Annotated in this window: 15 protein-coding genes; 4 read left to right on the forward strand and 11 right to left on the reverse strand. The window is 49.9% G+C overall.

Translation table 11 applies throughout. From position 1 onward, the window contains the following. Positions 1–11: 11 nt before the first annotated feature. The 4 genes from AC0L73_RS13655 to AC0L73_RS13670 all read right to left on the reverse strand — a co-directional run bounded on the left by AC0L73_RS13655 (position 12) and on the right by AC0L73_RS13670 (position 3371). On the reverse strand, positions 12–506 hold the full coding sequence (locus AC0L73_RS13655) for a DUF934 domain-containing protein (protein ID WP_227947661.1): 495 nt from the start codon (positions 504–506) through the stop codon (positions 12–14). Further along, positions 499–2154: a nitrite/sulfite reductase gene (locus AC0L73_RS13660; protein WP_473653987.1), complete on the reverse strand. Its 1656-nt coding sequence runs from the start codon at positions 2152–2154 to the stop codon at positions 499–501. Before AC0L73_RS13660 ends, AC0L73_RS13655 begins: the two co-directional genes overlap by 8 nt. 15 nt (positions 2155–2169) lie before the next feature. Continuing rightward, a complete protein-coding gene (locus tag AC0L73_RS13665; protein ID WP_227947659.1) occupies positions 2170–2484 on the reverse strand; it encodes a DUF2849 domain-containing protein in 315 nt (104 codons plus the stop codon). Between the two features lie 134 nt (positions 2485–2618). After that, a complete protein-coding gene (locus tag AC0L73_RS13670; protein WP_473653988.1) occupies positions 2619–3371 on the reverse strand; it encodes a phosphoadenylyl-sulfate reductase in 753 nt (250 codons plus the stop codon). A 180-nt stretch (positions 3372–3551) separates the two neighbouring features. Between AC0L73_RS13670 and AC0L73_RS13675 the strand changes: the two genes are divergently transcribed. Beyond that, positions 3552–4331: a thermonuclease family protein gene (locus tag AC0L73_RS13675; RefSeq protein ID WP_473653989.1), complete on the forward strand. Its 780-nt coding sequence runs from the start codon at positions 3552–3554 to the stop codon at positions 4329–4331. Between the two features lie 43 nt (positions 4332–4374). Beyond that, positions 4375–5832: a M48 family metalloprotease gene (locus AC0L73_RS13680; RefSeq protein ID WP_473653990.1), complete on the forward strand. Its 1458-nt coding sequence runs from the start codon at positions 4375–4377 to the stop codon at positions 5830–5832. Positions 5833–5843: 11 nt separating this feature from the next. Here the strand turns inward: AC0L73_RS13680 and AC0L73_RS13685 are convergent, their stop codons facing one another. The 5 genes from AC0L73_RS13685 to secA form a co-directional block, all read right to left on the reverse strand. Further along, positions 5844–6563 carry a metallophosphoesterase family protein gene (locus tag AC0L73_RS13685; RefSeq protein WP_227947655.1) on the reverse strand — a complete coding sequence of 240 codons (720 nt, stop codon included), beginning with the start codon at positions 6561–6563 and terminating at the stop codon, positions 5844–5846. 219 nt (positions 6564–6782) lie between these two features. Further along, a complete protein-coding gene (locus tag AC0L73_RS13690) occupies positions 6783–7280 on the reverse strand; it encodes a CarD family transcriptional regulator (protein WP_227947653.1) in 498 nt (165 codons plus the stop codon). A 273-nt stretch (positions 7281–7553) separates the two neighbouring features. Further along, positions 7554–7892: a ferredoxin FdxA gene (gene fdxA, locus AC0L73_RS13695; protein ID WP_227947652.1), complete on the reverse strand. Its 339-nt coding sequence runs from the start codon at positions 7890–7892 to the stop codon at positions 7554–7556. Positions 7893–8009: 117 nt separating this feature from the next. After that, the gene (locus AC0L73_RS13700; protein WP_473653991.1) at positions 8010–8561 is read right to left on the reverse strand and encodes a tellurite resistance TerB family protein; all 552 of its coding nucleotides are present in this window, start codon (positions 8559–8561) and stop codon (positions 8010–8012) included. After that, the gene (gene secA, locus AC0L73_RS13705) at positions 8503–11184 is read right to left on the reverse strand and encodes a preprotein translocase subunit SecA (protein ID WP_473653992.1); all 2682 of its coding nucleotides are present in this window, start codon (positions 11182–11184) and stop codon (positions 8503–8505) included. The genes AC0L73_RS13700 and secA overlap by 59 nt, the downstream gene beginning before the upstream one ends. Positions 11185–11509: 325 nt before the next feature. On the opposite strand from secA, the gene AC0L73_RS13710 reads away from it, so the two are divergent. Further along, positions 11510–12466, forward strand: a complete 957-nt coding sequence (locus tag AC0L73_RS13710) for a peptidylprolyl isomerase (protein WP_227947649.1) — start codon at positions 11510–11512, stop codon at positions 12464–12466. 76 nt (positions 12467–12542) lie between these two features. Here AC0L73_RS13710 and AC0L73_RS13715 read toward each other — a convergent pair whose 3' ends face one another. Beyond that, complete coding sequence (locus AC0L73_RS13715) at positions 12543–12992, reverse strand: DUF1178 family protein (RefSeq protein ID WP_227947648.1); 450 nt, start codon at positions 12990–12992, stop codon at positions 12543–12545. 98 nt (positions 12993–13090) lie between these two features. On the opposite strand from AC0L73_RS13715, the gene AC0L73_RS13720 reads away from it, so the two are divergent. Next, a complete protein-coding gene (locus AC0L73_RS13720) occupies positions 13091–13603 on the forward strand; it encodes a class I SAM-dependent methyltransferase (protein WP_227947647.1) in 513 nt (170 codons plus the stop codon). Positions 13604–13605: 2 nt separating this feature from the next. On the opposite strand, the gene AC0L73_RS13725 is transcribed toward AC0L73_RS13720, so the two are convergent. After that, on the reverse strand, positions 13606–14460 hold the full coding sequence (locus AC0L73_RS13725) for a carbon-nitrogen hydrolase family protein (protein ID WP_227947646.1): 855 nt from the start codon (positions 14458–14460) through the stop codon (positions 13606–13608). Between the last annotated feature and the right edge of the window lie 8 nt (positions 14461–14468).

Consider the following 14468-nt stretch of genomic DNA (forward strand, 5'->3'; position numbering starts at 1 on the left):
TTCTTAACCGTTTATTTCGGGCGGCGCCAGAGGGGAAGTTCCTCATCTGAGGCGGGTTGATAGGTGACGGTCATCTCATCAAATGCCTTCAGTGAATGGGATGCATTCTGATCGTCGCGTAGCTCAAAACCGTTCACGCCGCAACGCTGCATATAGAACAGTTGATCATAAAGAACATCACCGGTTGCCCGGATTTCCCCCTTGTACCCATAGCGCTCACGAAGAAGGCGAGCCTGAGTAAACGCCCTTCCATCCGCCATTTTCGGAAATTCGAGAACAACCAAATCAAGCCGCTCCAAATCGTCCTTGATAATTTCCGGATCATCGGTGTTGCGAAGCGCGACGCCTAACCGGCCGTTTCGCGTGAGCAATGTTTCACGAGCATTCAACCATTCTTCCAACGGGACATAAATATCCCCGGTCGGAAGGGAGTCGCCATCCTCGAGACCGGTGAAGGGCATCCACTCATCGCTGTCAACCTTGCGGTCTTTGATATAGTTATCCATAGAGCCGCTCCTTAAAAGGGGCCTGGCCGAGCCGCCGGTATGTCATAAGGAAAGTCTCCTCAGGCTCCTCTCGGCTTTCAAGGTAGACCGCAAGAACCTTACCAACGGCGTCCACAATCTCGTCTGCCTCAAACGCGGGGCCAATGATTTTGCCGATGGCCGCATCCTCACGGGCGTTGCCGCCGAGGGTCAACTGATAGACTTCCGTCCCCTTCTTGTTGACGCCGAGGATGCCGATATTGGCAACATGATGATGCCCACAGGCGTTGATGCAGCCGGAAATATTGATGCTAACATCGCCAAGATCATTGATGAAGTCATAGTCATCAAACCGCGCCGTAATTGCCTGCGAAATTGGAATTGAGCGGGCCGTTGCAAGCGCGCAGTAATCCAGCCCGGGGCAGGAGATGATATCGGTCACATGGTTGTAGTTGGGCGTTGCAAGATCAAGCGCCTTCAACTCTTCCCAAAGGGCCGGTAAGTCCTTTAGCGGCACATCCGAAAGAACCAGATTTTGCCGATGCGTCGTGCGAATATGGCCGAGGCTGTATTTGTCCGCAAGGTCGGCAATCGCATCCATCTGATCGGCCGTCACATCGCCCGGTGGTTGATGCGCAGTTTTAAGGGACAGGTAAACAATGCGATAGCCGGATTGTTTGTGTAGCTCGATATTCTTATCGACCCAGCGGGCGAACTCCGCATTGCTGAGCATAAGATTCTCAAAGTCTGCATCACTATCGGGCAGAGATTCATATACCGGATCGTTAAAGAACCCTTTGACCCAATTAAAATCCTCATCCCTCAGGAAAAGGCCGCCAGCCCTAATTTTCTCCCACTCAGTTTCGACAAGCTCACGGAATTTTTCTTCGCCTGTTTCATGGACAAGGATCTTGATGCGTGCTTTGTAAATATTATCGCGCCGACCGAGCATATTATAAACACGCAAGATCGCCTCTAGATAGGTGAGCATGTCCTGCTTCGGAAGATATTTTCGAATGATCTTGCCGAGCATCGGTGTTCGGCCAAGCCCACCTCCGACATAGACTTCAAACCCGGTCTCCTCTGATGTTTCGCTTTTTACCAGACGAAGGCCAATATCATGTACGGCAACTGCCGCCCGATCGTGGGTGGCGCCGCTCACCGCGATTTTAAATTTACGTGGCAAGAAATTAAACTCTGGATGGAAGGTCGACCATTGCCGTATCAGTTCGCAATAGGGGCGAGGATCTTCAATCTCATCGCGGGCGACGCCGGCAAGTGGATCGGATGTTGTGTTGCGAATGCAGTTACCGCTGGTCTGAATGGCGTGCATCTCGACCTTTGCAAGGTCATCTAGAATATCCGGCACGTCTTCTAACTTCGGCCAGTTATACTGGATATTTTGCCGTGTGCTGAAATGACCGTAACCCTTATCATACTTTCGGGCTATGTGCGCGAGGGTGCGCATCTGTTCCGATGACAGCAGACCATAAGGGATGGCGACCCGAAGCATATAGGCATGGAGTTGTAAGTAGAGGCCATTCCGTAGCCTTTGATGCTTGAATTCTTCTTCCGACAGCTCGCCTTTAAGGCGGCGGTCAACCTGCCCACGGAATTGGGACACGCGCTCCAGCAGGAGCTGGTGATCCTGTTCAGAATATTTATACATGGCGGACCTTAAAGTTTATGCGGCCTGACGGCTCTCGCGTGTCGTATCCTGCGGTAGCTCGATTGTCGGTCCTTCAGCGCGAATCTGTTCGCGCTTTGTCGTGGCGACAATGCCATTTTCTGTCTTAAGAACGTCAATCGCATAGGGCGCGACGATAATATTGTCCTGTTCCGATTGCTCCGCAGCTTGCTTAAGGTCGTCCAGCGTAGCCATTTCGCTAACTGTTGCCTGATGAATATCGGATGTCCAAGACGGACGGCCATTCTCGAGAGCGAGATATGCAACAAGTCCCTCTTTTAGAAGAGAAGCCGTGTAAACCTGTAGTGCCATTATTGTTCTCCTTTGAAAAGTCTCAACAGCCAGCCGGACGTGAGGCAATTTCTATCTGTTTCTTATAATTATGTATTTATATTAATATATCAATAAAAATGTTAGTTATATAAATAATACAGTAAAAATATGTATTATATAGCTGTCGTCATATCAGTCCGCTTCGACAGATGTATGCCACATTCCGTTTTATCTCGGCCTGCCCAGCGGCCGGACCGGGGATCGGCACCTTCGGCGACACGGCTTGTGCAGGGCATGCAGCCGATAGATTTGAAGCCATCGGCAACGAGTGGATGGGGCGGTAAATTCTTTGCAAGAAAGGCTTGCTTGATATCGTCATTCGTCCAGTTTGCGAGAGGGTTAATTTTGACGAAATCGGTGTCGGCTTCAATCGTTGGAAGGGCTGTGCGGGTTGCCGCCTGGAATTGCTTCCGGCCGGTAATCCAGGCCTTGTATCCAAAATTACCCATTTTATTCATTATGTTATCAAGAGGAGCGACTTTTCGAATATGGCAGCATTTATCTGGATCATCACTGAACAGCATATCTTCAGGATCGAGCCGCAACAGAACGCCATCATCGGGCCGGATAATTCGGACATCTTCCAAACCGAGGTGATCAGTGAGGGTTTTCTGATAACGGAGTGTTTCTCCAAAAAGCCGTCGCGTATCGAGAAAGATAACGGGTATTGCCGGATCAACCTGCGCGACGAGATCCAGAAGGACAGCAGATTCAGCGCCAAATGACGACGAGAGCATAACTTCCCCCTTGAGTTCGTTATGTACAAGCACGTTGAGTAATTCGAGGCCGGAAAGGTGACCATAAAGACCGCGGAGGCGGGCGGCTTCTGATTCGGGGCAAAATTTAACGGCGGTATTGGTCATCATTTTTCCCATAAAAATTGATCTAGAATAATATTTATGGGGTATAAAATATAATATCAACTAAAAATGTATAAAAAATATTACACAATAAAATAATGTGAAATATGAAGGAGCGGAGCCTGATACTCTTTAATATAATTGATCGCGGACCATTATTTCATCAAACTGAGGTCAGGAGGGATCATGCGCTTTTCAGCTTTCGCGGCGGTGGTAATTTGCATCGGAACCATGTCTATGGCATCCGCTGGATCGGGGATTCAAACACTTGTGGCGGACAGGGTTGAAGTTGATCGGGTAGTTACCGTGAATAATATGCATGTTGCACTTTACGGTGTGCGCCTTGTTGATGAGGCGCAAGACCCTGAGCTTTACCGAGATGCACAGAGTTATCTTCAGCGGTCATTTAACCCGCCTTCCTTTAAGCTTGATGTTCAGCCCTTTAGGGAATCCGGCAGTGCGCGAAATCGCTATGGAGATATTCATGGTAAAATATTGCTGACCGATGGGACGTGGCTGCAGGAACAGCTTGTTGCGCGAGGCTTTGGGGTGTGGAGTGGGGCGCCGGACTATCCTCCCGCCCTTCGGCAGCGACTCGTGCAAGCGGAGAAGGCTGCAGAAATTGAAAATCTTGGAATTTGGCGTCATTTCAAGATCGTTAATGCGAATCGTCCTGCACGGCAGTACTGGAATGGCCAGTTCATCGTTGCAAAAGGCATAGTTCGGGAAGTTTATCGCGGGGGTAGCGCCACATATCTTAACTTTGGGGAGGATTGGCGCAATGACTTTACGGTCGCTATATCGTCGCGGTCACGCAAAAAATTTGGACAAGGGGACTGGAAGATTGAGGATCTAAAGAATAGATCAGTTATTGTAAGGGGGCTGGTGCGTTTTTATAACGGACCCTATTTGGAGCTTGATTTCCCCGAGCAGCTCGAACTTAGCGACGCGGCGGGTGAAGGATAAGGATAGAATGAATATCAAATTTGGATGCGGGATTTGGAAGCATATGAGGCATGCGCTCATACCGTTGTTCGTCATGGGGTCTTTGCCATTCAGCATGCCAGCCAAGGCCGACTTGTTTGATAATCTCTTTTCTATTTTCGAGCCGAGCGACGATAGGGAGATTGGTGCCAAGCAGCATTCGCAAGTCGTTGCCCAATACGGCGGCGAATATATGAAGGAAGGCTTGAATGACTATGTGTTGGATATTGGACTGCGCCTTGCCTTTGTCTCTGAAATGCGGGATTTGCCATGGCGATTCACTATTCTGAACTCTCCGGTGGTCAATGCCTTTGCTCTTCCCGGTGGCTATGTCTATATCACGCGCGGCCTTCTCGCCCTCGCCAATAATGAGGCGGAGGTCGCAGGCGTTCTTGCGCATGAAATCGGCCATGTTACGGCCCGCCATGGCGCCGCCCGCCAATCGCGTGCGACAGGAATCGGGTTAATCGGCGCCCTTGCAGCTGTCCTGACGGGGAGCTCTGTTGTGCAGGAATTAGGGCAGCAGCTAGGCGGGCTCTACGTCGCGGGCTATTCACGCGATCAGGAATATGAAGCGGACCAGTTAGGCGTGAAATATTTAGGCCTTGCCGGATATCCTCGCGAAGCTATGGCCGATTTTCTGAAAAGGATGGACGCGCAGACTGAATATATGGCGGCGCTCACGGGGAATTCGGCCGGTGGCAGTTTTGATTTTTTTGCATCCCACCCTCAAACAGATGACCGGATCGGGCGCGCCTCGGCATCGGCGGCTGCAAATTCTGATGACCTTGACCGGGAATATGGGCGCAGCCGGTATCTCGGTGCCATTGACGGTATGCTCTATGGGGATGATCCAAAAGAAGGGATCATTCGGGGGCGAGAATTTCTGCATCCGGAATTGCGGTTCAAATTTTCCGCCCCGGAAGGCTTCCAGCTTATTAACTCCTCGCGCGCTGTTTATGCCGTTGATGGTACGGGCAACCAAATGGTCTTCGACCTTGGGAAGTTAAGTAGCCCAGAGCAATCAATGGCGGATTATCTAAAGAATGTGTGGTTGGCAAAATTGCAGGTTCCATCTGTCTCTACGACCGAAGTGAGAGGGGCGCCGGCAGCGGTTGCGCGTCTTATCCTCGAGCAGAGTGGACAAAAAATTTACCTGACCGCCGCCGTGATTGACTTTGGCGGTGACCGCGTTGCACGGTTCATTTATCAGACAACAAATCCGGATAATGCTCTCCAAAATAGCTTCACAGGGAGTTACAACAGTTTTCGCCCCCTCGATGCCGCGGAAGCAGCAGCGATAAAGCCGGTCCTGATGAAGATTGAAACAGTTTCTGAAAAGACAGATATAGGCGCCATACTAGCCGGGATGGCCGATGTGACTAAGGATAAAAAGGCACTGTTTATCCTACTCAATCCATCATTTGAAAATGGCATGCCGCCGGTTGGACATCCTTACAAAAATTTGCGAGGCGGAAGTTAGCATGTTTGTTCTCAGGCTGGAACGCTGACCTGGTCGGCGATTGTTCCATCGAGGGAAAAACACGCGGCCTCCAGCGTGCCGCCGAAGCCGCTACCTCCATCAAGCGTGACCGTATAAGGTTTAATAGTGACGCCTCCATGCTCCTTCTCGTATCCCCTGATGACGCGTCTAAATCCGAAATAAGGCGAGCTAATTTCATTAAACCGGCGATTGCCCCACCAAAAGCTGTCATTTTGCTCGATGACCGGAAGTGCCGGATCCAGCCCGGCGTGAACGAAGAGTAATTCACCATCCTCTGTATAGGCGGCCCGGCGCAGTGCGATAAAAATATCATTATGACCTGGATAGGATCGCATTTTCTCACGTAGACGGTTTGTCCATTTGGTCGTTGCGAGAATGCCTTCACGAACATATTTGCGAACCTCATCTGGAGTTTCATCATACGCCGCGAGTGAATGGCCAACGTCATTCGCGACCATCCAGTCGAGAACTTCTGTGGGTTGCGGTGCGAGCTGGAGTTGCAGCAGGCTGCGCCAGATTTCCTCCTGCGCGCCGCGCAGGTATACAATATCCTCCGGGATCATGCCCGGAAGACATAGGCGATTTATACGAAAGGATAAAAGTTCGTCGAAAACTTCCCGGACTTTCGCGCCGCGGCCGAGATAATTTCCAAGATATACGATTCGGTCACCATGCCGCCACCGCCGGGAAATTTCATCATGTATGGCCATGAGGGCATCTGCTTCCCCATGGATTGAGGCAATGGCCCATACTCTTTTAGAGGCGGTTAAGCATCCAAATTTTTCTTTGTATTTTCTGGATTTCATAGTTGGTTACAATGAAACCTATGGGGGAGCTTGGCAAGTCCAACAAAGAAAATTACGACAAATTTATACAAAAAAAGCCCGGAATTTCTTCCGGGCCCTTTTTGAATATTATGTCATTGAAAGTCAGGCAGCTTTTAGTACCTTCTGAACCTTCTCCGTGGCGGCATCCGCCTCGATCTGTTCAACGACAGCAAGCTCACGTGAGAGCCTTACAAGAGCCGCTTCATAAATCTGGCGCTCGCTGTATGATTGATCGGGCTGATCCTCATTGCGATGCAAATCCCGAACAACTTCTGCAATCTGTACTGGATCGCCGGAGTTGATTTTTGCTTCATACTCCTGAGCGCGGCGGCTCCACATTGTGCGTTTGATACGGGCGCGGCCTTTGAGTGTATCCAATGCACTCTTCATCTTCTTCGGTGTCGACAAGGGGCGCATTCCGACGTTCTTGGCCTGTTTGATCGGTACGCGGAGCGTCATCTTCTCATGGGCAAAATCGACGACATAAAGCGTCAACGCCATTCCGGAAATTTCCTGCTCTTCGATACTGATAACTTGTCCAACGCCGTGGGTCGGATAAACCACATGATCGAGTGGTGCAAAATCCATTTCTTTTGTCATTTAAGTCCTTCTCATCAACCGCGGAAATTCATATTTTTGCATTAACGCAAAAAAAACCGCTGCATTTACAGCGCTGCAAATACTCACACTAAACATCAAAATCAGGCCATGATACATTTTGCGCTAATAGGCCAAGCAAGCCATTTATACGCTATTCTCACTAAGCAAACCTGAAGTATGGCAAGGAATATAGCACAATTTTGCGCGAAAAGCTAATATTGTTACATAGATCGTGGCGACTTAAAGAGTGCCAAGGGCGGGCGGCCCGCTCCATTATCCCTCAGCGCCGGGTTTCGGGCTGAATTCTTCGGGATACTTATTAGGCTTTCCGTCCCATTCCTCTGAATCTGCCGGCGGTTCGCCTTTCTGCGTAATGTTAGGCCAGATTTCCGAATACTCTCGGTTAAGGTCGAGGAATTTTTCAGCGGTTTCTTCCGTATCAGGTAGAATGGCTTCAGCAGGACATTCAGGTTCACATACACCGCAATCGATACATTCGTCGGGATGTATCACCAGCATATTGTCACCTTCATAGAAACAATCTACCGGACAGACTTCCACGCAGTCCATATATTTGCAGCGGATGCAATTTTCGGTAACAACGTAGGTCATTTAGATTCTCCAGCCAGTTCATCAAAGCAATACGCATAAGACATCATTAATGTCATATTACGGATTATCGCTAATAACGGGGAAAAACAACCCCAAAATATGTAGGTTGTCGAAAAATCAATCCTCTTTGATTCCAAGACGGGCGATCACCCTTTTGCGGGCATCGCCGCGTTCACGGTCACTGACGTAAATGAGGCCAGCAATCCGGCGGACTAGATTGGCCTCAAATTTACTCACCACCCCGTCCGCATAGGCAATTTCCCAAAGCATCTCGATCATTTGCACGCGGGTTTCAGCAGGAAAGCTGTCTTTGACGGTCCTTGTAAAATAAAAGAGCTGCTCCGACGCGGCCTGTGCTTGTTCGGCTTCATGCACCAGCTCCCGCGCATCCGTATCCGATATACTGTAATGGCGGATCAGCACGTTGACGATGGCATCTCGCTCCACGTCCTGATAATCGTCATCCGACAAGGCCGCCTCAATTAATAGCGCGGCTGTCGCGATATGAGCCTCATCCTGCGTCGCAGGTTTGGTTACATTGTTCTCAGATAGAAGTGACTTTAAAAACGAAATCATGGTCAGCCTTGATACAGCGTTACCTGCTTTTTCTTCAAACTCGTCCGTGGCATTGCTTGAATTTCTTACCGGAACCACAAGGGCAGGGGGCATTTCGGCGCACTTTGCCCCAGTTTTCCGAGTTGGTTCCCTCCGGGTTTAGTTCCGCCGTCTCAAACTCGTTTTCGCCGGTTGTCGGATCGATATGAGTGGTGGTCATTTCACTTTCGTCCGGTTCCTCGCGCTGCAGCTGCTCGGCGGGATTTTGAAGCTGAACATGAGATAGATAGGTCGTCACGGTCTCGCGGAGCTGGTTCAGCATCATTTCGAACATGTTGAAGGCTTCGCTCTTATACTCATTGAGCGGATCTTTCTGGGCATAGGCCCGAAGTGATACGCCATGGCGAAGCTGGTCAAGTTGCAGAAGGTGATCCTTCCACGCTTGATCAAGGATTTGAAGCAAAATGCTTTTCTCAACCATGCGCATGACTTCTGAGCCGTAGCGGACGGCTTTTTCGGCCATTTTGCGCTTTGTTGCATCCTTCAGACGGTCTCGGATTTCCTCGTCAGCGATCCCTTCTTCAGCAGCCCATTCGTCGATGGGCAGGTCCAGCGCAAGTATTCGCTCAACGGCCTGCTTAAGACCTTCGGTATCCCATTGTTCTGGATAGGCTTTTGGAGGAATATGGGCGTCGACAAGGTCGTCAATCACTTCTTCCTGCATCGTGTTGACCGTCTCGGATACATCCTGAGTATCCATCAATTCAATGCGTTGTTCATAAATGACTTTCCGCTGGTCATTCATGACGTCATCGAATTTCAACAGATTCTTACGGATTTCGTAGTTGCGTGCCTCAACCTTTTGCTGTGCTTTTTCAAGTGCCTTGTTGATCCAGGGATGAATGATCGCCTCGCCGTCTTCAAGCCCCAGCTTGCGCAGCATGCCATCCATGCGTTCCGAGCCAAAAATGCGCATCAGATCATCCTGCAGGGACAGGAAGAAACGTGATGTGCCCGGATCACCCTGTCGCCCGGAACGGCCCCGAAGCTGATTATCAATCCGCCGCGATTCGTGTCGCTCTGTTCCGATAACGAAAAGCCCGCCCGCGGCGAGGACCTGCTTGCGTTGTTCCTCGATTTCCGCCTTCAATTCGACCGCAACTTTGGCAATTTCCGTCTCATCCGTGAGATCTGCGGTTCTGGCTGCGATCATCATTTCTTCGTTGCCACCAAGTTTGATGTCCGTACCACGGCCCGCCATGTTGGTTGCAATCGTCACGGCGCCAACGCGTCCGGCTTGACTGATGATCTCGGCTTCCTGTTCATGGTAACGGGCGTTCAGGACCTTATGAGGGATTTTCTTCTTTTTGAGAAGTTCGGAAAGCATTTCCGATTTCTCAATGGAGACCGTCCCGACGAGAACTGGCTGACCTCTTTTGGCGCACTCTTCAATGGTGACGACGATGGCGTCATACTTTTCTTCTGCCGTCCGGTAAACCTCGTCATCGGCGTCAATACGGGCGACAGGAACGTTGGTCGGAATTTCAACGACCTCAAGGCCGTAGATTTCATGAAACTCATCTGCCTCTGTCGCGGCAGTACCAGTCATCCCAGCGAGTTTGTCATAGAGGCGGAAATAATTCTGGAAGGTAATTGACGCGAGGGTCTGGTTTTCCGGCTGAATGGTAACCTTTTCTCTTGCTTCAAGTGCTTGATGAAGACCCTCGGAAAAACGGCGGCCCTCCATCATGCGCCCAGTGAATTCGTCGATGATGATGACCTTGTCATCCTTGACGATATAGTCCTTGTCTTTTTCGAACAGTTTATGCGCGCGCAGGGCATGGTTCAGGTGATGGACAATCGTGACATTCTCGACGTCATAAAGATTACTGCCTTTAAGTAATCCGGCGGCTTCTAGCACTTGCTCGATATTTTCCGTTCCATCTTCGGAAAAGCCAACGGTTTTTGCCTTTTCGTCGATCTCGTAGTCATCTTCCTTTAAGCTGGGGATAAGGGCGTCAATAGCAAGATAGAGATCGGATGAATCTTCTGCGGGGCCTGAAATAATAAGTGGTGTTCGGGCTTCGTCGATCAGGATGCTGTCCACCTCATCGACGATGGCAAAATTAAATCCGCGCTGCACCATGGCGGATTTTTCAAATTTCATGTTATCGCGAAGATAATCAAACCCGAATTCGTTATTCGTACCGTAGGTGATATCGGCCGCATAGGCCGCGCGGCGTTCTGCGTCGTCAACACCATGAACGATACAGCCGACCGTGAGGCCGAGCTTGGCAAAGACTTGCCCCATCCACTGTGAATCGCGGCTGGCGAGGTAGTCGTTCACCGTCACTACATGAACACCCTTGCCGGTCAGGGCATTGAGATAAGCGGGCAAGGTGGACACAAGTGTCTTACCTTCACCGGTTTTCATTTCTGTAATCTTGCCCTGATGCAGCACAATGCCACCAAGGAGTTGGACATCGTAATGCCGCTCACCAAGGGCGCGCCAAGCGGCTTCCCGAACACAGGCGAATGCCTCGGGCAAGAGGTCATCCAGTTTCGCTCCGGCTTCGATGCTATCCCTAAATTCTTGGGTTTTCGCTATAAGTTCGGCGTCACTCAATGGCTTGATTTTTTCCTCAAACGCATTGATCTCGTCAACTTTGGTTCGAACGACCTTAAGAGCCCTGTCATTCGGTGATCCGAACAACTTCTTGGCAATAGAACCGAACATATCTGACTAAACTCCAGTCGTGGGTTGCTTTTCTGGATACGCGATTTTGCGCAGGCATAATGTAAACATAGTCTCTTCTATCAGGAAAAAACTATTTTAAAGGATATGCTGACAGATAAGGGGCCAGCGCGGCCATGTCAATCTATCCGGCGCGCTAGAGGCGAAAAGCACCGTATTTGATGGCAAAAATAAGGAAAAAAATCCTCCCGCCGGAAGAAAGGTTGTTCTGATGTGAAATATTACTATATTCGCTTGAACTCTTGGCGCGCAGGAAAGCCGCTTTGGCTCATTCGAGTGCGTAAATACAAATTAGGATTTTAAAATTATGAAATCATTGCATTATTTTTCACTGGCCGTTGTTGCAGTGCTCTGCCTGGTTATTGGCTATTACGTTGGCGCGCAAGGAGGTTCATTGCCTGGTGCTGAAATGATTGCCTCTGAGACCGCAGAGATGAAAGCTGACGAAAAATCAGCTGAGACCGACAGTGAAGTTCTGGCAACGGTGAACGGCAAGAATATCACGTCGTCGGATGTTCAGGCGCTCTACGCCTCATTGCCGGCGCAGTATCGTCAGGCACCAATGGAATTCATTAAGGATCAATTGCTGCAGCAAATGATTAGCATGGAAGTAATTTCCCAAGCTGCCGAAGCAGAAAAAATGGGAGACCAGAAAGAGTTTAAGGATCGTATGGACACGGTTCGCAATCAGTTGATGCAGGAGTTTTACATCACGAGCAAGATTGATGAACTGGTAACAGACGAGCTTTTAAAAGAAGAGTACAACAAGAGCGTTGCCGATTTTACGCCCGAAGAACAGCTTCATGCCAAGCATATTCTGCTCAAGACTGAAGAAGAAGCTAATGACATGATTAAATTGCTCGATGATGGCGGCAATTTCGAGGAGCTTGCGAAGGAATATTCAACTGGTCCGTCCGGTCCCAATGGCGGCGACCTAGGTTATTTCACAAAAGGAAGCATGGTGCCGGAATTTGCTGATGCCGCTTTTGGCCTAAACCCCGGGGAGTATACAAAGACCCCGGTGAAAACACAGTTCGGATATCATGTCATCAAATCTGAAGACAAGCGGAGTACGGAAGCTCCATCCTTTGAGGAGAAAGAGGCGGAATTGCGCTCGAAGGCCAGTAGCTCTGTTATCGACAAGTTGCTTGAAGAATTGAAGGCGGATGCCTCAATTATTCTGATGTCGCCGACTGAAGAAGAAAAAGCGAAAGAAGACGGCAATAAGGAAGAAAGCAAAACGGAAGAAACCAAGACTGAATAGTCCGCTTTATAGTTTCCCGTTTCATTCAAAAGGTCCGGAACTTTCCGGGCCTTTTTATTTTGATCTGTATAAAAGTTCAGGCATCGGTCGTCGGTAGCCAAGGTATTTCGGCAACCTCTACACCTTCTTCGCGGAGTTCACTGCTTTCCTCGGGCGTGGCCTCTCCGTAGATGCCATGTTGCTCAACTTCACCATAGTGTATTTTACGAGCCTCTTCCGCGAAACGGGGGCCGACATAATCAAAATTTTCTTCTACGTTTTTGCGAAGCTGCCGAAGCTGCCGAAGCGCCGTCATAGCAATAGCGGTTTTATTCGCTTCTGCCTTTGCTGTTTCTTCGCGTTTAGAGAGGGAAGAAGTGCCTTTGCGCGGAACGGCAGGAGCCATCGGTGCTTTCTCAATGTGGGTGGATCCGCACACGGCGCACACAATATCCCCAACGCCAGCCTGCTCGTCATAAGTGGCGCTGTTCTTAAACCATGCCTCGAAAACATGGGCGTTTTCACATCTAAGATCGTATTTTATCATTCGCAAAATTTGTTATGTAAACGAAAATCCCGTACGTATTAAGAGATAATCGTTTTCCAGTTAAACACAAGTCCTTATCGGTTTGAAAAGGGAGTTTCATGCGGGCTATATCACCTTGGATCGAGAAATATGCGCAGCTGATACCAAAGGAAAAGCCAGTACTGGATCTTGCTTGCGGCGGGGGGCGACATAGCCTTTATCTGCTTGAGACCGGCTATAAGGTGACTGCCGTTGACATCGACACATCGTCTGTCGCGGCTTATGAGGGGCGGGAAGGCCTCTCGATTGTCCAGGCTGATCTGGAAAACAATAGTTGGCCATTTTCTAACGGTTCTTTTGCGGGTATTGTTGTAGTCAATTATCTTTGGCGACCATTGTTTGCCGATATCGCAGCGGCGCTATCACCGGGCGGAATTTTACTATATGACACATTTGCACGGGGGAATGAAAAATTCGGTCGCCCGAGCAATCCAGATTTCCTATTAGCGCCGGGAGAGCTTGCTGAGGTTTTTAGTCGTGACCTCAATGTAATTGATTTTTTCGAGGGGCGCGTAGACGTGCCAACCCCTGCTTGCCGTCAATCCATCGTCGCCCGAAAGCCGATTGAGTAGGGCTATTCTGCTGCGTCCGCAACCGAGTCAGGAGCGTGCATGGAAAAATCCCGGATATTTCGCAAATTCGGGATTTGTTGCCGCCGTCTGGTGACCTCTGCCATGTTGATCTCAGCCGTAACAAACCCGGGTTCTTCTCCGGCTTCCGCCAGAATCTTGCCCCATGGGTCGATAATCAATGAGTGGCCATAGGTGTGTCGTTTCTCTGTATGCTGGCCGCATTGAGCCGGGGCTATCACAAACGCACCGTTTTCAATTGCCCGGGCGCGGAGAAGGATATGCCAATGTGCTTCTCCCGTCGTTGCGGTAAAGGCCGCCGGCACTGTCAACACACCCGCGCCGGCAAGGGCAAGTTTTTGGTACAAATGAGGAAAGCGCACATCATAGCAGACTGACATTCCAAACATGCCCCACGTCGTTTCAGCCAGTTGTGCCGCATCGCCCGGTGCATAAGCACGACTTTCTTTGTGAGATTCTCCTGTATCCAATTCTACGTCGAACATATGGATCTTGTCATACTGCGCCGCTATGTCCCCGTCAGGGCGTATCAGGAAAGAGCGGTTGGCGAGGCGATCATCATCCGGGTTTTTGATCACAAGGGAACCTGCGAGAATCCACTTTCCAGTTTCTTCCGCGAGGGCACGAAAAGCCTTGAGGGTGATATCATTTTCCTGAAATTGGGCCTTGGCACGGGCTTCTGACTTATGAGGTTCCAGCATGTTGGTAACCTCAGGCGTTGCGATAAAGTCCGCTCCGGCGCTTGCGGCCTCTCTAATCAGGGCCGTCGCAAGATAAAGGTTTTCCTGAACGTTGCCCTTGCTCGTCATTTGCACGCATGCTGCCGTAAACGATGACATCTTTCTCT

The organism is Sneathiella sp. D3-11 (genome assembly GCF_055809395.1).

Bases quoted from the DNA above. Each gene is read 5' to 3' on its own strand.
- AC0L73_RS13655 (WP_227947661.1), bottom strand. From the start codon at position 506: ATGGATAACTATATCAAAGACCGCAAGGTTGACAGCGATGAGTGGATG.
- AC0L73_RS13660 (WP_473653987.1), bottom strand. From the start codon at position 2,154: ATGTATAAATATTCTGAACAGGATCACCAGCTCCTGCTGGAGCGCGTG.
- AC0L73_RS13665 (WP_227947659.1), bottom strand. From the start codon at position 2,484: ATGGCACTACAGGTTTACACGGCTTCTCTTCTAAAAGAGGGACTTGTT.
- AC0L73_RS13670 (WP_473653988.1), bottom strand. From the start codon at position 3,371: ATGATGACCAATACCGCCGTTAAATTTTGCCCCGAATCAGAAGCCGCC.
- AC0L73_RS13675 (WP_473653989.1), top strand. From the start codon at position 3,552: ATGCGCTTTTCAGCTTTCGCGGCGGTGGTAATTTGCATCGGAACCATG.
- AC0L73_RS13680 (WP_473653990.1), top strand. From the start codon at position 4,375: ATGAGGCATGCGCTCATACCGTTGTTCGTCATGGGGTCTTTGCCATTC.
- AC0L73_RS13685 (WP_227947655.1), bottom strand. From the start codon at position 6,563: ATGGCCATACATGATGAAATTTCCCGGCGGTGGCGGCATGGTGACCGA.
- AC0L73_RS13690 (WP_227947653.1), bottom strand. From the start codon at position 7,280: ATGACAAAAGAAATGGATTTTGCACCACTCGATCATGTGGTTTATCCG.
- fdxA (WP_227947652.1), bottom strand. From the start codon at position 7,892: ATGACCTACGTTGTTACCGAAAATTGCATCCGCTGCAAATATATGGAC.
- AC0L73_RS13700 (WP_473653991.1), bottom strand. From the start codon at position 8,561: ATGCCCCCTGCCCTTGTGGTTCCGGTAAGAAATTCAAGCAATGCCACG.
- secA (WP_473653992.1), bottom strand. From the start codon at position 11,184: ATGTTCGGTTCTATTGCCAAGAAGTTGTTCGGATCACCGAATGACAGG.
- AC0L73_RS13710 (WP_227947649.1), top strand. From the start codon at position 11,510: ATGAAATCATTGCATTATTTTTCACTGGCCGTTGTTGCAGTGCTCTGC.
- AC0L73_RS13715 (WP_227947648.1), bottom strand. From the start codon at position 12,992: ATGATAAAATACGATCTTAGATGTGAAAACGCCCATGTTTTCGAGGCA.
- AC0L73_RS13720 (WP_227947647.1), top strand. From the start codon at position 13,091: ATGCGGGCTATATCACCTTGGATCGAGAAATATGCGCAGCTGATACCA.
- AC0L73_RS13725 (WP_227947646.1), bottom strand. From the start codon at position 14,460: ATGTCATCGTTTACGGCAGCATGCGTGCAAATGACGAGCAAGGGCAAC.